17 protein-coding genes are annotated in these 18,035 nt (G+C 58.4%); 10 read left to right on the top strand and 7 right to left on the bottom strand.

Going from position 1 to position 18,035, the window contains the following annotated elements; all coding sequences use genetic code 11:
• Positions 1–305 precede the first annotated feature (305 nt).
• Entirely contained in the window at positions 306–2,549 is a 2,244-nt protein-coding gene (locus ACWJ62_RS07855; RefSeq protein ID WP_449285679.1) for an NADP-dependent isocitrate dehydrogenase, read from the top strand.
• A gap of 95 nt (positions 2,550–2,644) precedes the next feature.
• Here the strand turns inward: ACWJ62_RS07855 and ACWJ62_RS07850 are convergent, their stop codons facing one another.
• Positions 2,645–3,838 (bottom strand): cation:proton antiporter, encoded by a 1,194-nt coding sequence (locus ACWJ62_RS07850; RefSeq protein ID WP_449285678.1) that lies wholly within the window; start codon positions 3,836–3,838, stop codon positions 2,645–2,647.
• Positions 3,839–3,841: 3 nt separating this feature from the next.
• Positions 3,842–4,312 (bottom strand): Cys-tRNA(Pro) deacylase, encoded by a 471-nt coding sequence (gene ybaK, locus ACWJ62_RS07845; protein ID WP_449285677.1) that lies wholly within the window; start codon positions 4,310–4,312, stop codon positions 3,842–3,844.
• A gap of 222 nt (positions 4,313–4,534) precedes the next feature.
• Between ybaK and ACWJ62_RS07840 the strand changes: the two genes are divergently transcribed.
• Positions 4,535–5,722, top strand: coding sequence for a sensor domain-containing diguanylate cyclase (locus tag ACWJ62_RS07840; RefSeq protein WP_449285676.1), 1,188 nt, complete (start codon positions 4,535–4,537; stop codon positions 5,720–5,722).
• Between the two features lie 125 nt (positions 5,723–5,847).
• On the top strand, positions 5,848–7,134 hold the full coding sequence (locus ACWJ62_RS07835) for a serine hydrolase domain-containing protein (RefSeq protein ID WP_449285675.1): 1,287 nt from the start codon (positions 5,848–5,850) through the stop codon (positions 7,132–7,134).
• 10 nt (positions 7,135–7,144) lie between these two features.
• Here the strand turns inward: ACWJ62_RS07835 and ACWJ62_RS07830 are convergent, their stop codons facing one another.
• Positions 7,145–7,489 carry a hypothetical protein gene (locus ACWJ62_RS07830; protein ID WP_008176786.1) on the bottom strand — a complete coding sequence of 115 codons (345 nt, stop codon included), beginning with the start codon at positions 7,487–7,489 and terminating at the stop codon, positions 7,145–7,147.
• A 196-nt stretch (positions 7,490–7,685) separates the two neighbouring features.
• On the opposite strand from ACWJ62_RS07830, the gene ACWJ62_RS07825 reads away from it, so the two are divergent.
• Positions 7,686–7,937 carry a hypothetical protein gene (locus ACWJ62_RS07825; RefSeq protein ID WP_449285674.1) on the top strand — a complete coding sequence of 84 codons (252 nt, stop codon included), beginning with the start codon at positions 7,686–7,688 and terminating at the stop codon, positions 7,935–7,937.
• Here the strand turns inward: ACWJ62_RS07825 and ACWJ62_RS07820 are convergent.
• The gene (locus tag ACWJ62_RS07820) at positions 7,934–9,004 is read right to left on the bottom strand and encodes a hypothetical protein (protein WP_449285673.1); all 1,071 of its coding nucleotides are present in this window, start codon (positions 9,002–9,004) and stop codon (positions 7,934–7,936) included. The two genes, ACWJ62_RS07825 and ACWJ62_RS07820, sit on opposite strands and share 4 nt — an antisense overlap.
• 202 nt (positions 9,005–9,206) lie before the next feature.
• On the opposite strand from ACWJ62_RS07820, the gene ACWJ62_RS07815 reads away from it, so the two are divergent.
• The 3 genes from ACWJ62_RS07815 to ACWJ62_RS07805 are packed head-to-tail and all read left to right on the top strand — an operon-like array spanning position 9,207 to position 13,683.
• Entirely contained in the window at positions 9,207–12,665 is a 3,459-nt protein-coding gene (locus ACWJ62_RS07815) for a response regulator (RefSeq protein WP_449286157.1), read from the top strand.
• A gap of 32 nt (positions 12,666–12,697) precedes the next feature.
• Positions 12,698–13,255, top strand: a complete 558-nt coding sequence (locus tag ACWJ62_RS07810) for a hypothetical protein (RefSeq protein WP_449285672.1) — start codon at positions 12,698–12,700, stop codon at positions 13,253–13,255.
• 14 nt (positions 13,256–13,269) lie between these two features.
• Positions 13,270–13,683, top strand: a complete 414-nt coding sequence (locus tag ACWJ62_RS07805; RefSeq protein WP_449285671.1) for a response regulator — start codon at positions 13,270–13,272, stop codon at positions 13,681–13,683.
• A 25-nt stretch (positions 13,684–13,708) separates the two neighbouring features.
• Here the strand turns inward: ACWJ62_RS07805 and ACWJ62_RS07800 are convergent, their stop codons facing one another.
• On the bottom strand, positions 13,709–13,981 hold the full coding sequence (locus tag ACWJ62_RS07800; protein ID WP_449285670.1) for a hypothetical protein: 273 nt from the start codon (positions 13,979–13,981) through the stop codon (positions 13,709–13,711).
• A 546-nt stretch (positions 13,982–14,527) separates the two neighbouring features.
• Here ACWJ62_RS07800 and ACWJ62_RS07795 point away from each other — a divergent pair.
• Positions 14,528–14,767: a hypothetical protein gene (locus ACWJ62_RS07795; RefSeq protein WP_449285669.1), complete on the top strand. Its 240-nt coding sequence runs from the start codon at positions 14,528–14,530 to the stop codon at positions 14,765–14,767.
• Positions 14,768–14,782: 15 nt separating this feature from the next.
• Here ACWJ62_RS07795 and ACWJ62_RS07790 read toward each other — a convergent pair whose 3' ends face one another.
• Positions 14,783–15,316, bottom strand: coding sequence for a 3'-5' exonuclease (locus ACWJ62_RS07790; protein WP_449285668.1), 534 nt, complete (start codon positions 15,314–15,316; stop codon positions 14,783–14,785).
• Between the two features lie 185 nt (positions 15,317–15,501).
• On the opposite strand from ACWJ62_RS07790, the gene queC reads away from it, so the two are divergent.
• On the top strand, positions 15,502–16,167 hold the full coding sequence (queC, locus tag ACWJ62_RS07785; RefSeq protein ID WP_449285667.1) for a 7-cyano-7-deazaguanine synthase QueC: 666 nt from the start codon (positions 15,502–15,504) through the stop codon (positions 16,165–16,167).
• Positions 16,167–16,823, top strand: coding sequence for a 7-carboxy-7-deazaguanine synthase (gene queE / locus ACWJ62_RS07780; protein ID WP_449285666.1), 657 nt, complete (start codon positions 16,167–16,169; stop codon positions 16,821–16,823). The genes queC and queE overlap by 1 nt, the downstream gene beginning before the upstream one ends.
• Here queE and ACWJ62_RS07775 read toward each other — a convergent pair whose 3' ends face one another.
• On the bottom strand, positions 16,824–17,891 hold the full coding sequence (locus ACWJ62_RS07775) for an AraC family transcriptional regulator (protein WP_449285665.1): 1,068 nt from the start codon (positions 17,889–17,891) through the stop codon (positions 16,824–16,826).
• Positions 17,892–18,035 lie beyond the last annotated feature (144 nt).

Genomic DNA, 18,035 nt, shown 5'->3' with positions numbered 1-18,035 from the left:
GAGCCCAAGCGTCACAGGGATGTGCCGTTAGGAGCGTGTTTTGGAAAGGGGTTCTTCTGCCGCTCTACCCGAATGTCCGATGTTAGAAAGTTTCGTAAATTCCCGCCATTTCATCGTCTTGTAACCGAAGATCAGGCATTTTTAGTCCGTTCTTATACTAAGATCGTAACCAAAATTAACGAAAAACTGGTATCTTAGTAGGTCTATCAAAAGTTCCTAATCAGTCATTGCTCAGGTCGGACGTTCAAAAGACGCCTGACCCCGCCATGACCGTCCTGAACCCACCCATTAGCCTGAGGACGAAAATGACATCATCCAAAGCCAAGATTGTCTACACACTGACCGACGAGGCACCAGCCCTCGCAACACGGTCGCTTCTTCCCATCCTGGAAACCTATGCCAAGCCGGCTGGTATTGAATTCGAAACCAGCGACATCTCTCTCGCGGCGCGTATTCTGGCGAACTTCCCGGATTATCTGGAGGAAGATCAGCGGGTTCCGGATGCCCTGGCCGAACTGGGTGAATACACCAAGGACCCAGACGCCAACATCATTAAACTGCCGAACATCTCAGCGTCTATTCCGCAGCTACGGGCGGCTATCACAGAGCTGAACGAGCAGGGATACAAGCTTCCCGAATACAAAGAGAATCCTGAGACAGACGAAGAGAAAGAAATCCAGTCCCGTTACGCCAAGGCTCTGGGCAGTGCCGTTAACCCGGTGCTCCGTGAAGGCAACTCCGACCGTCGTGCCCCGGCTGCGGTAAAAGCGTTTGCCCGGAAATACCCGCACACCATGGGTGAATGGAGCCCGGCATCGCGTACCCACGTGGCCCACATGCGTGGCGGCGATTTCTACTCCAGCGAGCAGTCCGTAACTCTGGACAAGGCTACCAAAGCCAACATCGTGTTCGAGAACAAGCAGGGTAAGCAGACCGTTCTGAAATCCGAACTGCCGCTGCAGGAAGGCGAAGTACTGGACGGCATGTTCATGAGCAAGAAGGCGCTGGTGAAGTTCTTCGAGGACGCCATTGCCGATTGCGAGAACACCGGTGTCATGTTCTCTCTGCACGTGAAAGCCACCATGATGAAAATCTCCCACCCGATCGTCTTCGGTCACGCGGTGAAGGTTTTCTACAAGGACCTGTTCGACAAGTACGGTGAGCTCTTCGACGAGATTGGCGTGAACCCGAACAACGGCCTGTCCAGCGTGGTCGAGAAGATCAAGCAACTGCCGGAATCCAAGCAGGAGCAGATCCAGGAAGACCTGCACGCCTGTTACGAGCACCGTCCGGAAATCGCGATGGTGGATTCGGTCAAGGGCATCACCAACCTGCACGTCCCCAGCGACGTGATTGTTGATGCCTCCATGCCGGCAATGATCCGTAATTCCGGCAAGATGTGGGCACGGGACAACAAGCTCAAGGACACCAAGGCGGTTATGCCCGAGTCCACCTACGCCACCATCTACCAGGAAGTGATCAACTTCTGTAAGACTCACGGTGCCTTCGATCCCACCACCATGGGTACCGTGCCGAACGTTGGTCTGATGGCGCAGAAAGCCGAAGAGTACGGCTCCCACGACAAGACCTTTGAAATCAAGGAAGAGGGTGTTGTTCGCGTTGTTGCCGAAGACGGCACCGTGCTGACCGAGCACAACGTCGAGAAAGGCGACATCTGGCGCGCATGCCAGACCAAGGACCTGCCGATCCGTGACTGGGTCAAGCTGGCGGTCAACCGTGCCCGTGCCACCGGCATGCCGGCGGTGTTCTGGCTGGACGACGAGCGTGCCCACGACGCCCAGCTGATCAATAAGGTGAACACCTACCTGAAGGATCACGACACGGAGGGTCTGGATATCCGTATCATGTCTCCGGTTCGCGCGATTCGCTGGACCATGGAGCGCCTGATTCGCGGCCTGGATACCATTTCAGTGACCGGTAACGTACTGCGTGACTACCTCACCGACCTGTTCCCGATCCTCGAGCTGGGTACCAGTGCCAAGATGCTGTCCATCGTTCCGCTGCTGAATGGCGGTGGCCTGTACGAGACCGGTGCCGGCGGTTCAGCGCCCAAGCACGTGCAGCAGCTGATCCAGGAAAACCACCTGCGCTGGGACTCCCTGGGTGAATTCCTGGCCACTGCCGTCTCCCTGGACGAGCTGGGCGAGAAGCAGAACAACGAGCGAGCGCGCCTGCTGGGTCAGACCCTGGACAAGGCCACTGAGCGTCTGCTGGAAAACAACCAGTCTCCGTCCCGGGTTACCGGCGAGCTCGACAACCGCGGTTCTCACTTCCACCTCGCCCGTTACTGGGCAGAAGAGCTGGCCAACCAGGACAGCGACAAGGAGCTGAAGGAGTTCTTCACCAAGCTGTCTTCACAGCTGGAAGAGAACAAGGACAAGATCCTGGAAGAAATGACCGTGGTTCAGGGCAACCCGGCGGATATCGGTGGCTACTACCACCCGCCGATGGAGAAGGTCTGCGAAGTGATGCAGCCGAGCGCCACGCTGAACAAGATCCTTACGGATGCCCAGGCATCGGTGAAGTGATCCAGCGCCAGAGTATCCGGGCTTGATGCCCGGATGCCGATAAAACCGGACAGCCTCAGCAGGTTCTCCGGTTTTTTTGTGGCCGCGCCGGGCAATCAGTCTTCGTCTGGCTCGTCCTGATAGCCTTTGCCGGTTTCACCGGCACGCCTCAGCTGGATCAGAGTGAGCGGCGGCCCGACCAGTTCAAAGGTCACCGTTGCACCGATCACCAGGGGCAGAACATAGGTCAGCTCCGGCAGCCGTTCCGTTGCCAGCAGTGCCAGGCCAAGGGCAACACCGGCCTGGGGCATCAGGCAGGCGCCGATCCGTCTGCGTGTATGCGGCGCGGAACCGGCCAGGTAGCCGCCCAACCGTCCACCAGCCAACCTGCCGCCAATGCGAGCGGCCACGTAAGCGAGACCCAGGGCACCCAGAGTTGGCAGCATGGACCATTCAAGCTGGTAGCCGGCCATGAAAAAGAAAAGGGCCAGGAACGGCTCGGAAATACCTTCAATTGAACGGAATGGGCGCACGTGATGCCTTGCCCGGTTGGCGACCACTATGCCCAGGGTCATGCAGGTAAGCAGATAGGAGAGACCAAGAAACGACGCAATGCCGGCGGCCACGAAGACGAAACCGGCAGACTCCAGCAACATCGGTTCGCCGGGCCGCAGCCGGCCGGTGAGCCAGGCCATGGGCAAGCCCAGCACAAGGCCCAGCAGAACCGCCCCTCCCACATCCAGAAACCCGATCACAAGGGTCGAAAGTCCGGTACCGTCCTCGCCCAGCAGCAATTGCGCGCCGACCAGGCAGACGCTGAACAGGATGGCGCCCCAGGCATCGTCAATGGCGACTACCTGGAAGACCAGCCGAGTCAGCGGGCCGTTGGCACCGGCTTCCTTAAGAGTGTCCAGTGTCGCTGCCGGTGCTGTAGCCGTTGCGATGGAGCCAAGGAGCAGCGCAGCGGCAAGATTCCAGGTCACCAGCCAGACCGCGGCGGCAACGAATGCGGCTGTTACCAGAGTGACCGCGAGACTGACGATCACCGCCTCCCGGCCTTCTGCCAGGTTCTTCACCGCCATGCGTTCGCCAAGCAGGAAACCAACCATGGCCAGGGTTAGCTGGGTAATGAATCCGAAGTGGGCGTCGGCGCCCGTTGGCAGAAGGTCCAGAAGTTCCGGCCCGGCAATCGCGCCGAGCAATAGCAACAGCGTGACCCTGGGCACATGTATGCGTTGGCCGATGCCGTGTGCTGCCAGGGCCAGCAGCATGGTGCCGCCAATCAATAACAGGTCCGTTGCGTGATTCAAGGCTTACTCCTGATGGAGTGGGAAAAAGCCGCCGTTTACCAGTGCTGCCAGGTCCCGGGGCGCGAGCTCAATCTCCAGGCCGCGTCGCCCGGCACTCACGAAAATGGTATCGAAGCCCAGGGCTGAGTCGTCGATAAAGGTTTTCAGCTTTTTCTTCTGTCCAAGGGGGCTGACTCCGCCCAGGACATAGCCGGTTGTTCGTTCAACCGCCTGTTTGTCAGCCATGGCGGCTTTTTTACCCTGAGCCGCCCGGGCAATGAGTTTCATATTGAGCATGGTGGTCACCGGGACAATGGCAACCACCAGCTCCTTGCCGTCGATGGCCACAACCAGTGTCTTGAAGACCCGGGCGGGATCCACACCGGTTTTCTCGGCGGCCTCGGTGCCATAGCTCTCGCTGGCCGGGTCGTGGTCGTACTCATGGATGGTGTGGGGTACAGCGGCTTTGCGCGCAGCGTTGATGCCAGGCGTCATGCTCGGCTCCTGAAAGACGGCAGAAACCGGGAATTAAAGCAGCTAAGCGGCATCACAACAACTGTCTGGTATGGAAGCAAAACCCGATTCCTGGGCGGATTTTACCGGGCATGACATTTGACGCTCGACTTAACGCCCCGTTATGACTATTTTTCGTACATTGTAAATATTCAACCATCGATGGCTGTGTCCATGGAGCCTTCGTCGTCGAAATCTCAGGGAATGAAAAGCTTGAACGATAACCGCACACCCCTGCGGCGCGCTGGTTGGGCTGCCCTGGTCTATCTGATCGCCGGCTTTGCCTGGATTGCGTTTTCCGACACTCTCGCGGAGGCATGGTTTCCTGACCCGAAAACCCTCTCCGTCATCCAGACCTGGAAAGGCTCTTTCTTTGTGCTGATAACCGGGGTAATTCTGTTTTCTGTGTTGCTCCGCCAGCTCACCAAGGATCGGGCTCTTCTCAGTCTCCAACACAGACAACGGCAAGCACTCCGTGAACGCGAGCGTCAGCTCCAGATCCTGATGGACAATCTCCCGGGCATGGCTTATCGATGCCTGTATGATCAGGACTGGACGATGAAATTTGTCTCCCAGGGATGTACCAAGTTAACTGGTTATGAGCCCGATGAGTTGGTCAACAACCGAGTCACCAGTTATGCGGCACTGGTCAGCGAAGCTTCTAATCAGCAATTGTTCGAGCAAGTCAGAGTGGCCCTGGAAAAAGAAGAATCGTTTTCTCTGGAATATGAGGTCACCCGAAAAGACGGCAGTCGTATCTGGGTCTGGGAGCGGGGACGAGGCGTTCAAGAGGAAGATGGTTCGATCCACCTTGAAGGCATCATTCTGGACATTTCTGACCGCAAAGTGCTGGAGACAGAGCTTGAACAAATGGCCACTCGGGATCCCCTGACCGGTCTTCTGAACAGACGGGAAATGTCCCGGGTGCTGGATGAGGAACTTCAGAGGGCCCGGCGTTACCAGCGACCCATGGCGGTGCTCTGGGTCGATTTCGACCATTTCAAGGATGTGAATGACACCTACGGCCATGCTGCAGGTGACTCGGTTCTCAGGGGTATCAGCCGCCTGTTGCTGGGCAGCGTCCGCAGCGTCGATTCCATCGGTCGGTTTGGCGGCGAGGAGTTCGTGATTGTTTTGCCTGAAATGGATCTGGAGAAGGCCCAGGAAACGGCCGAGCGTTTGCGGCGCAAAGTGGCGGAAGAGCCACAGCCGTTGGGGAATGGCGAGGCAGTGCCCTTGACCATCAGTGTGGGCGTTGCGGTCTATCCGGATCACGGGCAGACTGCTTCGACACTCTGTGCCGCCGCCGACAAGGCCATGTACCTGGCAAAGGATCGGGGCCGCAACTGTGTCGCCATGGCGCACCTGCATGACCAGGTCCATAATCAGTAGTGAGACCCGTGTCCCGGCCGGGTGGAGTAGGTGACGTCCGCCTTGCCGCGGCCCGGCCAATGCGGACCGGGTAGGTTCTGTTGAACATAGAAAAACAACAATCGTACTGAAAAAGGTTTGAGCCGATGAACCGACTTGCCCGCCGTGCCCTCCATAGCAGCCAGATTCCCGAGGATCTCGAATCCGTCACCTTTCGGGATGAAGCCGGTGAAAACCCGGCTGCTGCCGGTGTCAGCCAGGAAACGGTTGATGCCCTGTGGCGCAGCGTCCAGAGCCTTTATCGGACCGGCGTGCACCCGGGTATCCAGATCTCCATCCGCCATAAGGGTGAGCAGGTGCTGCACCGGGCGATTGGCCATGCCAGTGGCAATGGCCCCCATGACCCACGAGACGCCGCCAAGGTTCCGATGAGGACCGATACCCCGATCTGCTACTTCTCCGCCTCCAAGGCGGTTACGGCGCTGCTTATGCACATGCTGGCGGAACAGGGCCTGGTCAACCTGATGGATCCCGTGTCTTACTACTGCCCGGAGTTCGGGGCGAATGGAAAAAGGACCATCACCGTTCACCAGGTTCTCTCTCACCGGGGTGGCATTCCCGCCATTCCGCGGGAAACGCCGATTGATGTGCTGTGGGATAACGATGAAATCTGGCGTCTGCTCTGTGCTGCACGACCGGTGGAAGTGGACGGCGCCAAGGTGGCCTATCACGCCATCACCGGCGGTTTTGTCCTGCAGCGGGTATTGGAACGCGTCACGGGCGACACCATTGAAAAATACCTCGACAAGCATTTGCGTCGGCCCATGGGCATGAAATGGTTTACCTATGGCATTGCCCCGGAGCATCTTGATGAGCTGGCCTGTAATTACGCCACCGGACCAACGCCGCGTTTCCCCGTTTCCTGGGTTGTTAACCGCGCGCTGGGTGGCGATATCCGGACAGTCGAGCGGGTTACCAACGACCCGAGGTTCCAGGAAGCGGTGATTCCGGCGGGCAATCTGTGCGGCACGGCCGAGGAAATGGGCCGCTTCTTCCAGATGATGCTGAATGGCGGGCTCTGGAACGGCCGTCGTATCTGCAGCGAAATCACCATCCGCCGGGCTATTCAACAGTTCGGTTCGCTACAGATAGACCGCACCATGATGATACCCATGCGCTTCAGTGCCGGCATGATGCTGGGTGGCAACCCGGTGGGCCTCTGGGGTCAGAACAGCCGGTTTGCTTTCGGTCACGTGGGTCTGATCAACAAGCTGTGTTGGGCGGATGCCGCCCGTGATATTTCGGTCAGTCTGCTGAACACCGGCATCCCGATCGTCGGTCATCACCTGCCGGCACTGGCGAAGTTCGTGTATACCGTGGGCAATCGTTTTCCGCTGATACCCGAGCACCGGCGACCGCTGATCGCCGCCTGAGGCGCAGGGTTCAGAGCGTCCTGAGCTGGGCTTCGAGTATGCCCAGCACGGAGGACAGAATGTCCCTGAAATCCGTCAGGGTCTGTGTGCGCTGGATGACGTCTTCCCGGTTTTCATCAAGTCGCTCAAGCTTGGGCACAACCCGGCGTATGCCTTCTGTAATTACCTCATAGGGGTAATGGTGGTCCTGGATACTGAGCTTGTTTATCTCGGCCACTTCCTGGCTGAAGATGCTGATGATGTCGTACAGCATATCCTTGTGGTGAATGCTGCTGGCTTCCCAGTAGGCATCGTCCAGCAGTTCCAGCAGCGACAGATATTCACGGAGGGTATCCGCCACGGATGTCTGGGTCATGGGAGCTCCTGTCGGTGGGCAATGTCGTCTCTACAGGGAACTATAGCAGGGGTTCTGTCGTCTGAATGACAGGAGGTCCGGCAGAGCTGAAAATAAAAATGAAACTCTATTCATTTTAATTGCACTATGTCGGACAGTTGTGCAGACTTGCGTGATGGGAAAAGGATCTATCACGACTCAATGGACGAGAAGCCGAATGGACAAGCCCACACCCCCCAGTCACCAGTTCGCCTCCCGTGAGGTAAAGCTGGATCATCACGACAGCGTTCGAAATCATGTGCACCAGCAGGTGCGCTCTGAAGTTGAACGGCTTGAACGCCGAATAGAAACCCTGCGTCTTGTCAAAGCACCCCACGCGGCCATCATGATCTCCACCTATGAACGCATGATCGACCGCAAGAAAGGCTTCCTGCAAAACTGGGATCTCAGGGATGGCGGCGCCGGCTAGCGCCCGGCAACAGGCACCGTTGCCCAGCTGGTCATCGCGTCGGCATCTTTCTGGTAGGTGCAATTGGCCGGATTCGGTATGGTGTCTTGCTCGTCAGTTGAGTCAGGGTTGTCAATGCGCGCTGGCTCGCCGTTCGAGGCAAAAATCCTGACCAGATCCATGTTGTAATCCAGCTCAACTCTCAGGCAGTCCGGGCTGTTGTCCCCAAGGCCATAACCCGGATAACGATCGAGCGTGATCACGTCGGATTCGTCATTCTTGATAAACAGCGTGTCGGTGTTTTCGTCAATGAAATCCTGGCGCAGTTCAATGCTGCCATGGCTCCGGCTCAGGTAGTCGGCGGTGGCGAATTCGGTGGGGCTGTAGCCCAGTGTCATGAAACTGTTGGCATCAAACCGGCTGCCTGCCAGCACACTGACCAGTTCCGGCTGGGCGGCCTGTTCCTCTTCCTCCACACTGCGGCTGACATACTGGATCGTGCGATAGACCTTGTTTTCGAGATCCGAGCCTTCCGGGCCATCCGGCAGGTAACGCCAGTCGAGCGTCGGGTAGATCCAGAGCTGGTCGTTCAGCGGCAAATTGGCAATCACCGCCGACTGGTCTGTGAACCGGATCTGCGCGCCGTTACCCCGGGTGTTGTAGGTACCGGCGACACCATCGGCAATCCGTTGGCTGATGTATCGCTTGCCTTCCTGGAAATTGGTGACTTCGCCTGAGGCCAGCACCTGGTTCATCAGGTCCAGGGGGTTGCGCACGCTGTCAAAACTGGTGCCCGCGTCCGTTGGCGTCGCACGGGCGAAAATCTCGATGTGGCTGCGTATTTCGCCGGTGGTTTCCAGGTCGTCGGAATCGTCTGCTGCGGGCTGGATGCCCCGGTAGAAGTCCCAGAAACGGGTGTTGCCGAGATTGTCCGGCGCCACCTCGGTGTTTTCCAGGTCGAAGCTTGAGAAGGTCAGATCAACATTGGTGGCTGGATTGAAGGCTGAAGGGCCAGTGTCCTCAAGTCCGCAGCCACTCAGGACAAGTGTGGTCATGGAAACAGCGGCGAAAATGCAGGAATGTCTCATTTCAGATGGCCCCGGGATGCGGAAAACGGTGTAAACGGCTAAAGTGAGTCACCGGGACGGTATAGCCCCGGCGTGGCTACTGACAGTAAAACAAAAAACCGGTATCTACCCTCGCGGAGATCACATTTTGCGGCAACGGCTTGAATTGGCGCTTCCAGCGGTGACGTCTTTGGTAGTGGCCCTGCTGTTCCTGGCCACGGCCATGATGCCGGCGTCGGCCAGTGCGGCCGGGCCCTGCCGTGATGGCGAGATTGTCCTGGACGGCGGTATCGAGAGTATCCGTGATCTGGGTGGCTGTATCTGGTATCTCGAGGACCCGGGTCAGGAACTGACCCTTGGTGAGGTTCGTGCTCTCGAATCGGGTGCCTTCACCCGCCACGAAGGTGGCGTGTTGAACTTCGGCTACACGGAATCCGCATACTGGGTGCGCCTGGATCTGCGCTCCGGTGGCAATCTGGACCAGAACGGATGGATCCTTGAGCTTGCCCTGCCACTGGTGGATGAGGTCACCCTCTTCATGGTCCGCGACGGGGATCTGGTTGATCAGCGACAGGCGGGTTACGAGGACAACTGGGTGGAACGGGACCTGGCTGTCCCCAACCCGACATTCCGCCTTGCCCTGGCACCGGATTCCCTCAGCCACGTCTACCTGCGGGTGGTCAACACCAATACTTTCCGTCTGCCGATCAGCCTCTGGCACCCGGACAGCTATATTGAAAAAGTCTCGGTGGATGAGCTGGTGCGGGGCATCCTCCTTGGTTCGGTGCTCGCCATTCTCGCCTACAACCTGTTCGTCGCGGTCTCGGTTCGCGAGCGGAGCAACATCTATTACGTGCTCTACCTGGTCTTTGCGGCCATCTTTATCTTCACCGAACAGGTTCACGGTATCCAGCTTCTCGATAGCCGGCCCGCTCTGTTCGACAAGCAGTTCCTGCACTTCCAGATCATTCTGACCTGGTTCTGGGGCCTGCTGATGGCGAGGTCGCTGCTCGAGACCCGAGAGCGGTCTGCCGATCTTGATCAGGTCATCCGCCTGTGTCTGTATTCGGTGGTCGCTACTTTTGTGCTGTCGCTGTTCCTGCCCTACCACGTGGCCATGGAATGGATTGTGGTTGGCTCCATTCTGCTGAGCCTGATTCTGATCGTGGTCAGTTACCTGTCCTGGCGCTATTACAACCCGGCGGCCCGTTCCTACTTTTTTGCCTGGACTCTGGCGCTGGTGGGCTTCGGCATATACGCCCTGACGGTAATGGGCATACTGCCATTGAATACTTTCACCGCCTATTCGCCTCAGTTCGGGCTCACCGCCCAGATTATTCTGTTCTCCTTTGCCCTTGCAGACAGGATCAAACAGGTTCAGGGCGAGGCACTGGGCTGGAGCCAACGAGCATTGTCGAACCTTCAGCGCTACCAGTCGCTGTTCGATAACGCCATCGAGGGGGTGTTCCAGATGTCGCCGGACCGGCGATTTGTCACGGCCAATCCGGCCATGGCTCGCCTGCTGGGCTATAACAGCAGCCGCGAGTTGCTCAAGCGGAACCCGGACGTACTGGAAACCTGCCTTGCCGACGAGCGGCTTCGGCGGCTGGTGATCGAGCAACTGGAGGCCCGGGGCACGGTCAAGGGTATTGAGGCCCGGTACCTGACCCGGGATGGTGACGAGCGCTGGGCGACCATCTCACTTCACACGGTGTATGACACCGAGGGTGAGCCGACCCATCTGGAAGGCACATGCATCGACGCCACCGAAAGTCACAACCGCTTGAGAATCGAGAGGGAGCGCGAGCAGGAGCGGCTCGAGAAGGAGCTTGCCCGCAATTCGGCGGAGGCGAAAAGCCAGTTCCTGGCCAATATGAGCCATGAGATCCGCACACCGCTGGCAGCCATCATCGGTTACGGTGAAACGCTGCTTGATCCGGATCTCAGCGAGCCGGAGAAAAGAAGCAGTGCCGAGACGGTGGTGCGCAGCGGCCGGCATCTGCTGGATCTGGTCAACGACATTCTCGACCATTCGAAGATCGACGCCAACAAACTGGATGTGGACATCGTATCGGTCAATCTTCCGGAACTTCTTGATGAAATTCGCGCCTTCTTTGCGCCAAGAGCCCGGGAAAAAGGCCTGGATTTCAGCATCATCTGCGAATACCCGTTGCCGGAGCAGGTGCGCACCGACCCCACCCGACTGCGTCAGATCATCATCAACCTGTGTGGCAATGCCCTGAAATTCACTGATAAGGGGTCCATTTCCCTGGTGGTCCGTTGTGATCGCGATCAGGAATTGCTCGTGGCCCGGGTTGTGGATACCGGCATTGGCATGAAGCCGGAGCAATTGGGGCGGCTGTTCGATCCTTTTGCCCAGGGCAGTGCCGCCATTTCCAGGCAATATGGTGGCACCGGCCTCGGGCTCAGCATTTCCCGTCGTCTGGCGGAAATGCTGGGCGGCAGTATCCGGGTGAACAGCACCTATGGTGAGGGCAGCGAGTTTGAGCTTTCGATCCGGACGGGGCCACTGGATGATGTGCATTTCCTGCGTGATGCCTCGGAACTGAGCCAGCGCCGCAGGACCATCCCCATGGTTGTCGCGCCGCGACTGTCCGGTCGTATCCTGTGTGCCGAAGACAACGAGGTGAACCGGCGGCTTGTTTCCCTGCTGGTGTCACGAACCGGCGCCGAGCTAGTCCATGTGAGCAACGGAGCGGAAGCCCTGGAACTGGCGATTCGCGAACCCTTTGATCTGATCCTGATGGACATACAGATGCCGGTGATGAACGGGCGTGACGCGACGGCGGCACTGCGGGAAGCGGGGGTTAATACGCCGGTAATCGCGCTCACCGCCAATGTGATGTCCGAGGACATTGCCGACTATCGCCTGGCCGGCTGCAATGAACACCTGGCGAAGCCCATCGACAAGCAGCGCTTCTATGAAACCCTGGGACGATACCTGTCGGTGACGCCGGAGTTCGCTCAGGGCCGAACCTCACGCTATCAGGGCAAGGTGCTGGTTGCCGAAGACAACACCGAAAACCGCCAGCTGGTAGAGCGTATGCTGCGTCGGGAAGGTCTGGACGTCGTGGCAGTTACCGGCGGCGAGGACGCGGTTCGGACTGCATTGTCCGATACCGTGCATCTGGTGCTGATGGACCGTCACATGCCGGGTATGGATGGTGTTGATGCCACCAGGTTGCTGCGCCAGGCCGGGTTTCGTCGGCCGGTGATTGCCTTCACAGCCGGCGATCAGAAGGAAACCGATGCATTGCTTGAGGCCGGCTGTGACGGCGTGCTGAACAAGCCCATTGATCAGTCCCACCTGACGGCCCTGCTGGATCGACTGCTGGGCACGGGGCGCGTTTCCGCCGCGGATACCGGCGAAGACGCCGAAATTGCCCACCTGGTGGCGCAGTTTCTTGATGGGCTTGCCTCGCGACGGGCCCGAATGGACGCCGCGCTGGCGGACGCAGATCGTGAAGCAATTAAAACCGAAGCCCACCAGATCAAGGGCACGGCGGGGGCCATGGGCTATCCGCTTATGACCCGACAGGCGGGTATACTGGAAGATCTGCTGAAAGTCACTGAGCCGGACTGGGACAGTGTTCGCAGCGAACTGAAGGGACTCGGTGAAATGATAGACCGTGCCCTCGTCGCTGCGAAAACGCCAGGCTGACGTGTGTGAGTATGACCAACAGGAAGAACCCGATGAGTGAGTTGCCGGAACGCCGAGAACACCATTCCCTGAGCATGATGTACGGTACCTATGCCGACATCCTGTTTGTGTTGTTTCCCTTTCTGATTATCGGCATGCAACGGCTGTGGGAAGGCCGGCTCTACGAAACCCTGCTTCGACCGGACCTGAGTATCGCTGCCGCTATTCTTGCCGGTCTGGCTATCGGCAAGTTCGTGCTCGGTCTCGTGACCAACCGGGATCTCGGGCGTTACAAGGAGCGCATCGTTTTCTTCATTGCCCTCACGCTTTTCGTGGTGCTGGGGCCGGCAATCATTCTGATCCTGAGTATACTGGGCAGCGCGGATGTACCTGGTTTTGTAACCTTTGTTCAGCCGATCCTTCTGATTATTGCGATCTCCCTCTACACAACCGCCGTGAGCATCAGCAATATACTGACACGGTTTGGCATGGAAGACGGGACGACGGCCAATCCGGAGGCCTCGCCACGTTCCGACTACAGTGACATAAGCGAGCCCCGACCAGCGCCGCTGGACCTGCCGCGGCGCACAGGCAACGACCCGACAGTTTGAGAGGAGCAACCCACATGACGGATCTGAAGGTGCTGGTAGTGGAAGATGAGCCAGTGATGCGAGAGCGGCTGGTGGATATGCTCTACAACGCTGGCGCAACCAAAGTGATCGAGTGTATTGATGCGGCTTCCGCCAGGACAGCTTTCAAGGCCGGAGAGTTTCACATCATCCTGCTGGATCTGGGGCTGCCGGACGGCGATGGGCATGAACTGATGCTGGAATTCAAGGGCGCCCGTGAGGAACAGCACATTGTGCTGGTGACGGCGGACGATTCGATCGAGAGTATTCAGCGGGCGATCAGTGCCGGGGCTAACGGCTACGTGGTCAAGCCTTACTCCCAGGAAAAAATACACGATGTTGTCAATAATTACGCCATGGTTCACGGCGGCGATATGGCGATGATGCAGGGTCTGAACCGGCGCCACTGACCGGTTCAGACAGGCAACTTCTGAATCAGGCGACCTGCCGGGCAATCCAGGAATTGTAACGGGTCGCCAGGGCTCTGACGTACCTTGCCTCGGCGTCGTTCAGATTGCCCAGAACGCCCTTGAAGATCCAGCCCCGCTCATACACGCCCAGCACCCGCTGTTCGTCATCCAGATTGACGCGCTGATTGAGTTTTTTGCAGATTGCATCCAGCAGCGGCAGCTTCTCCGGACGCTTGATCTGGCCCTGGCGACTGTTCATGGGCTGGTTTGCTGCCCGAGTTGTCGGATGTCTTTTCATGATGTTCTCCTTGTCGTTTTGCGGCTGCAAAAACAAAACCCCGGTGCCTGAAGCAACCGGGGTTTCGCGGAGAAGCTGACCCGGTCGCTACAAAGGCTCCCGGGACTGACCGAAAGCCGTTAGATGTCTTTCACCATCGCGCGAACAGACTGCCCTGCATGGCAACCTGCTGCTGTGTAAGCAATGAACTGTGGAATCATTCTGGTCATACCGGCTCTTGTGTTTCGGTTCGACTACCAGTGTATCGGCTAATGGGCCGTTTGCAATAGCCCTGCATCTTCGGCAAACCCCTACAGACGGCTTCCGGGGGCGCTTGGCATAATTTCATCCGTCACGTGTTTTACGTTGTGCAATCCTGACTGCCTGCCGCGCCAAGCAGTCTATGGATCTCTCCTTTCTACGCAGCCTTTAGGGCTGCGTTTTTTTTGGGTAGTGGAATCTTCGTAGCCATTACTTCTTACAGATTTCGTGGTCTGTCCCGGCGATAATTCGCACACTAATATTCGATTAATTGCCATCAATAGACAGAGGTTGAAACCTAGCAAAATGTCCGACAACGCCGGATCTGCCAGTAAAAAGTTCCGTTCCCACGCATTGATTGAGCTCGCCCTGATTGTTGCACTTGGTTTTTACCTTCTGGTCGCTCAGGAGCAGGTCGTGGGTGAGAATCTGGTGTTTACCGTGGCCGGAGCCGCGCTCATGGCCCTGGTGACCTACTGGACGCTGAATACCCTTCGGGATGGTCTCGAGGTCATCGCATTGCGTGTCCGTCACGCCAGGCACTGATCACCTGGAAATGCGTCAGGCCTGCCGGGTTTGACCCGTTAACGATGCCAGTTCGTCCTGTTCCGGGGCAATCCGTTCCCAGGTTTTGTGGAGAATCAGGGCATCGTTGGCGGCCCTATGCACAGGCAGGCCAAGCTCTGTAATTACCTGTTGGCGAAGTGCCGACCATTCGCGTACCTGCCTTGTGTCCAGCAGCGCTGAAATGGATTCAAGCTGAAATGTCGGCGTTATGCGGGCAGCCTTGAACAAACGGTGCAGCCAGAAACTGTCGAACGTCCAGGCATCGCAAAACACCTGTTCCGGCAGCAGTTCGTTGAGGGCACTGGCGACTTCGCTCACCGCTATACCATCCGCCTCAAGGGTCTGGCGGGTTATGCCGTGGATCTGCTCAGCGCTTTGTGACCAGTCCTGCCAGAGCACATGGGGGCTGATCAGCCAGCTGTGGAGAGTGCCATCCGGCATGCAGATTCCCACCTCGATGGGGTAGCTCGCGATCAGATCAAGGCTTGATGCCTCGAAATCGATGAATGCCGGCTGGATAGTGGTCATGGAGTCAGTGTAGCTGATGAGTTGTTTTTCGCTGAGTTTACCCGCCCCGCAAGCGAGACGCGAACCCAACCTGTTCCTGCACTGTTACAATATGTCCATTCATTGTAAAAGCCCGATGACAGCAACAGGCCTCGGGCGCGACAGTAAACCAGCCAAAACCGAACCGCACCATACGGGGAGCCCGAATGACAGACACCGTGGTCGTTATCTATTCCGGAGGCATGGACTCCTACACCCTGCTGCATCTGGCCCGGGAGCGTGGTTACCAGGTTCATGCCCTGTCCTTCAACTACGGGCAGCGCCACGTCCGGGAGCTTGAGTGCGCGCGTTCGGTATGCGAAGCGCTGGGTATTCCCCACAAGGTGATCGATATCCGCGCCATGAGCGAGGTGATGGCCGGCTCATCGCTGACCTCGGATATCGAGGTTCCGGAAGGTCACTATGAAGAAGACAGCATGAAAGCGACTGTGGTGCCTAACCGAAACATGATTCTCCTGTCCCTGGCGACCGGTTACGCGGTGAACGCGGGAGCTGGCGCCGTCTGGTACGGAGCTCATGGTGGCGACCACGCCATCTACCCGGACTGTCGCCCGGGGTTCGTGGAGAAAATGGACGCAGTCTGCCGCGTGGCCAACTACGAACCGGTCGGCATTGAGGCGCCCTTCATGACCATGGATAAGGGTCAGATCCTGGCCGAAGGCCTGCGTCTTGGACTGGACTATTCACAGACCTGGACCTGTTACAACGGCCTGAAGCAGGCTTGTGGACGCTGCGGCTCCTGCGTTGAACGACTCGAAGCCTTCGCTGCCAATGGTGTAGAGGATCCCCTGGATTACGAGGCGGCAAGCTGATGTATCGGGTCAAGGAAGCCTTCTACACGTTGCAGGGCGAAGGCGCCCAGGCCGGGCGCGCTGCCGTGTTCTGTCGTTTCAGCAAGTGCAATCTCTGGACCGGTCGCGAGAAAGACCGTGCCACTGCCGTATGCAATTTCTGTGATACCGATTTTGTCGGCACTGACGGTCAGAATGGCGGCCGTTTTGAAACCCCGGAGGCGTTGGCCCGTCACATACGCAATCTTTGGCCGGACGCGCCAGGCAAGCCCTACGTGGTCTGCACCGGTGGCGAGCCCCTGCTGCAGCTGGATGTTCCCCTGATTGAGGCATTTCACCGGGAAGGGTTCGAGGTCGGGGTAGAGACCAACGGTACCCTGCCCGCGCCCGAAGGCATCGACTGGCTCTGCGTCAGTCCGAAAGCCGATGCCCCGGTGGTGCTTGAGGCCTGTGACGAGCTGAAGCTGGTTTATCCCCAGCCTATGGCGATGCCGGAGCGATTTCTGGGCATTCGCGCGAGCCATTACTTCCTGTCGCCGATGGCCTCTCCGTCGATACCGGAAACGGCGGTGGATGAGATCAAACAAAGCAACACCCGTCGCGCCACCGATTATTGTCTCGCGCACCCCCAGTGGCGCCTTACCCTGCAGATGCACAAGATTATCGGCATCGACTGATTACCCCGTGGCCAGTGCCCGTCTGGCGTTGGTCAGCTCGGGGCCGGGCGGCGAAATTCGGTAATGGCTGGGGCTGCTGCCGGTCCAGCGCTTGAAAGCCCGGGTGAAGTTCGCCGCATCGGCGTAACCGAGGGCATCGGCAATGTGGCTCAGATTCATGGTGGTACTGCGGAGCAGATCCTGTGCCCGTTCCAGGCGGACCTGGTCTACCAGCTGCTGGAAACTGGCGTCTTCTTCCTGCAGCCGCCGCTTGAGCGTTCTCTCGGACACAAACAGGGTAGCCGCTACCCGCGCCAGTTTTGGCGGGAAGGGGTGGCTGGTCTCGATCACCCGTCGGACGCGACAGGCAAATCCGGCGTCTTCGGTCAGCTGCCGCAGCGCTTCCTCGCACTGGGCTTTGGACGAGGCCGCCAGTTGATCATCGGTGAAGCGCACGGGCAGGCTCAGACGGCCAACCGGAATCACCAGGGCATTCTCCGTGGCGCCGAATTCCACCGGTACCGGGATCTGTGAGCGGAAACGCTGGAAATAGGCTGGCTCCGGCCCCCGGCGAACAATCCGCAAACCGTCAATGACGGAGCCCGTCAACTGTGCACCCATGGAAACGCAACCGAACAGCATGGCGTCCATGATAAAGCCGTGCAGGGGGCCGAGGTCGATATCACAATTCACAACGTACCAGGCCAAGTTGCCGGTCTCCCGTTTGCAGACCCGAAGATGGGGCACCCGGAGCGTCAGGTATCGCGTCATCAGCTCCATGGCATCGCCCAGAGTACGGCTGCTCATGACAGCCGTGCCCAGGGCACCGTGCAGGGGCAGTTTCAGCTCCCTGGCGAGCATGATCCCGAGTCCAGGTTCGCCGCTCTCGATAATGGCCCGAGTGACGAATTCGCTGGCCTGGGTCTGGCTCACCCGCCGATCGGTGGATTGCAGGCGGACCGGGTCAAGACCGACCCGGAGGAGAAGGTCCTGTTCGTCAACACCGATGGTGTTCAGCAGTTCGGCCAGAAGATGCAGGTAGATGGCCGGCATGCCCAGGTCCTGTGCCGTTGAAACTGAGGCGCGCATGGGATTTCCTCGTCTGATTCTGTTCTTGTTATGTCGCAGAACGCTTGGTTTCGACGATTATGGCGCCTCGCGGCTCGTTGCCCCATGACTTCGGTGACGGAATAAATGGCCTGAAAGGCCAATCATCGGCCGGTTGGCAGGAAG

The organism is Marinobacter sp. PE14 (assembly GCF_053566155.1).
Note: the sequence above shows the minus strand (reverse complement) of the source record. Positions and strands in the feature narration are given on the sequence as shown.

Bases quoted from the DNA above. Each gene is read 5' to 3' on its own strand.
- ACWJ62_RS07830 (WP_008176786.1), bottom strand. From the start codon at position 7,489: ATGACCCAGACATCCGTGGCGGATACCCTCCGTGAATATCTGTCGCTG.
- ACWJ62_RS07810 (WP_449285672.1), top strand. From the start codon at position 12,698: ATGAGTGAGTTGCCGGAACGCCGAGAACACCATTCCCTGAGCATGATG.
- ACWJ62_RS07840 (WP_449285676.1), top strand. From the start codon at position 4,535: ATGAAAAGCTTGAACGATAACCGCACACCCCTGCGGCGCGCTGGTTGG.
- ACWJ62_RS07825 (WP_449285674.1), top strand. From the start codon at position 7,686: ATGGACAAGCCCACACCCCCCAGTCACCAGTTCGCCTCCCGTGAGGTA.
- ACWJ62_RS07795 (WP_449285669.1), top strand. From the start codon at position 14,528: ATGTCCGACAACGCCGGATCTGCCAGTAAAAAGTTCCGTTCCCACGCA.
- ACWJ62_RS07805 (WP_449285671.1), top strand. From the start codon at position 13,270: ATGACGGATCTGAAGGTGCTGGTAGTGGAAGATGAGCCAGTGATGCGA.
- ACWJ62_RS07835 (WP_449285675.1), top strand. From the start codon at position 5,848: ATGAACCGACTTGCCCGCCGTGCCCTCCATAGCAGCCAGATTCCCGAG.
- ACWJ62_RS07800 (WP_449285670.1), bottom strand. From the start codon at position 13,981: ATGAAAAGACATCCGACAACTCGGGCAGCAAACCAGCCCATGAACAGT.
- ACWJ62_RS07855 (WP_449285679.1), top strand. From the start codon at position 306: ATGACATCATCCAAAGCCAAGATTGTCTACACACTGACCGACGAGGCA.
- ACWJ62_RS07820 (WP_449285673.1), bottom strand. From the start codon at position 9,004: ATGAGACATTCCTGCATTTTCGCCGCTGTTTCCATGACCACACTTGTC.
- ybaK (WP_449285677.1), bottom strand. From the start codon at position 4,312: ATGACGCCTGGCATCAACGCTGCGCGCAAAGCCGCTGTACCCCACACC.
- ACWJ62_RS07775 (WP_449285665.1), bottom strand. From the start codon at position 17,891: ATGCGCGCCTCAGTTTCAACGGCACAGGACCTGGGCATGCCGGCCATC.
- queC (WP_449285667.1), top strand. From the start codon at position 15,502: ATGACAGACACCGTGGTCGTTATCTATTCCGGAGGCATGGACTCCTAC.
- ACWJ62_RS07790 (WP_449285668.1), bottom strand. From the start codon at position 15,316: ATGACCACTATCCAGCCGGCATTCATCGATTTCGAGGCATCAAGCCTT.
- queE (WP_449285666.1), top strand. From the start codon at position 16,167: ATGTATCGGGTCAAGGAAGCCTTCTACACGTTGCAGGGCGAAGGCGCC.
- ACWJ62_RS07815 (WP_449286157.1), top strand. From the start codon at position 9,207: ATGATGCCGGCGTCGGCCAGTGCGGCCGGGCCCTGCCGTGATGGCGAG.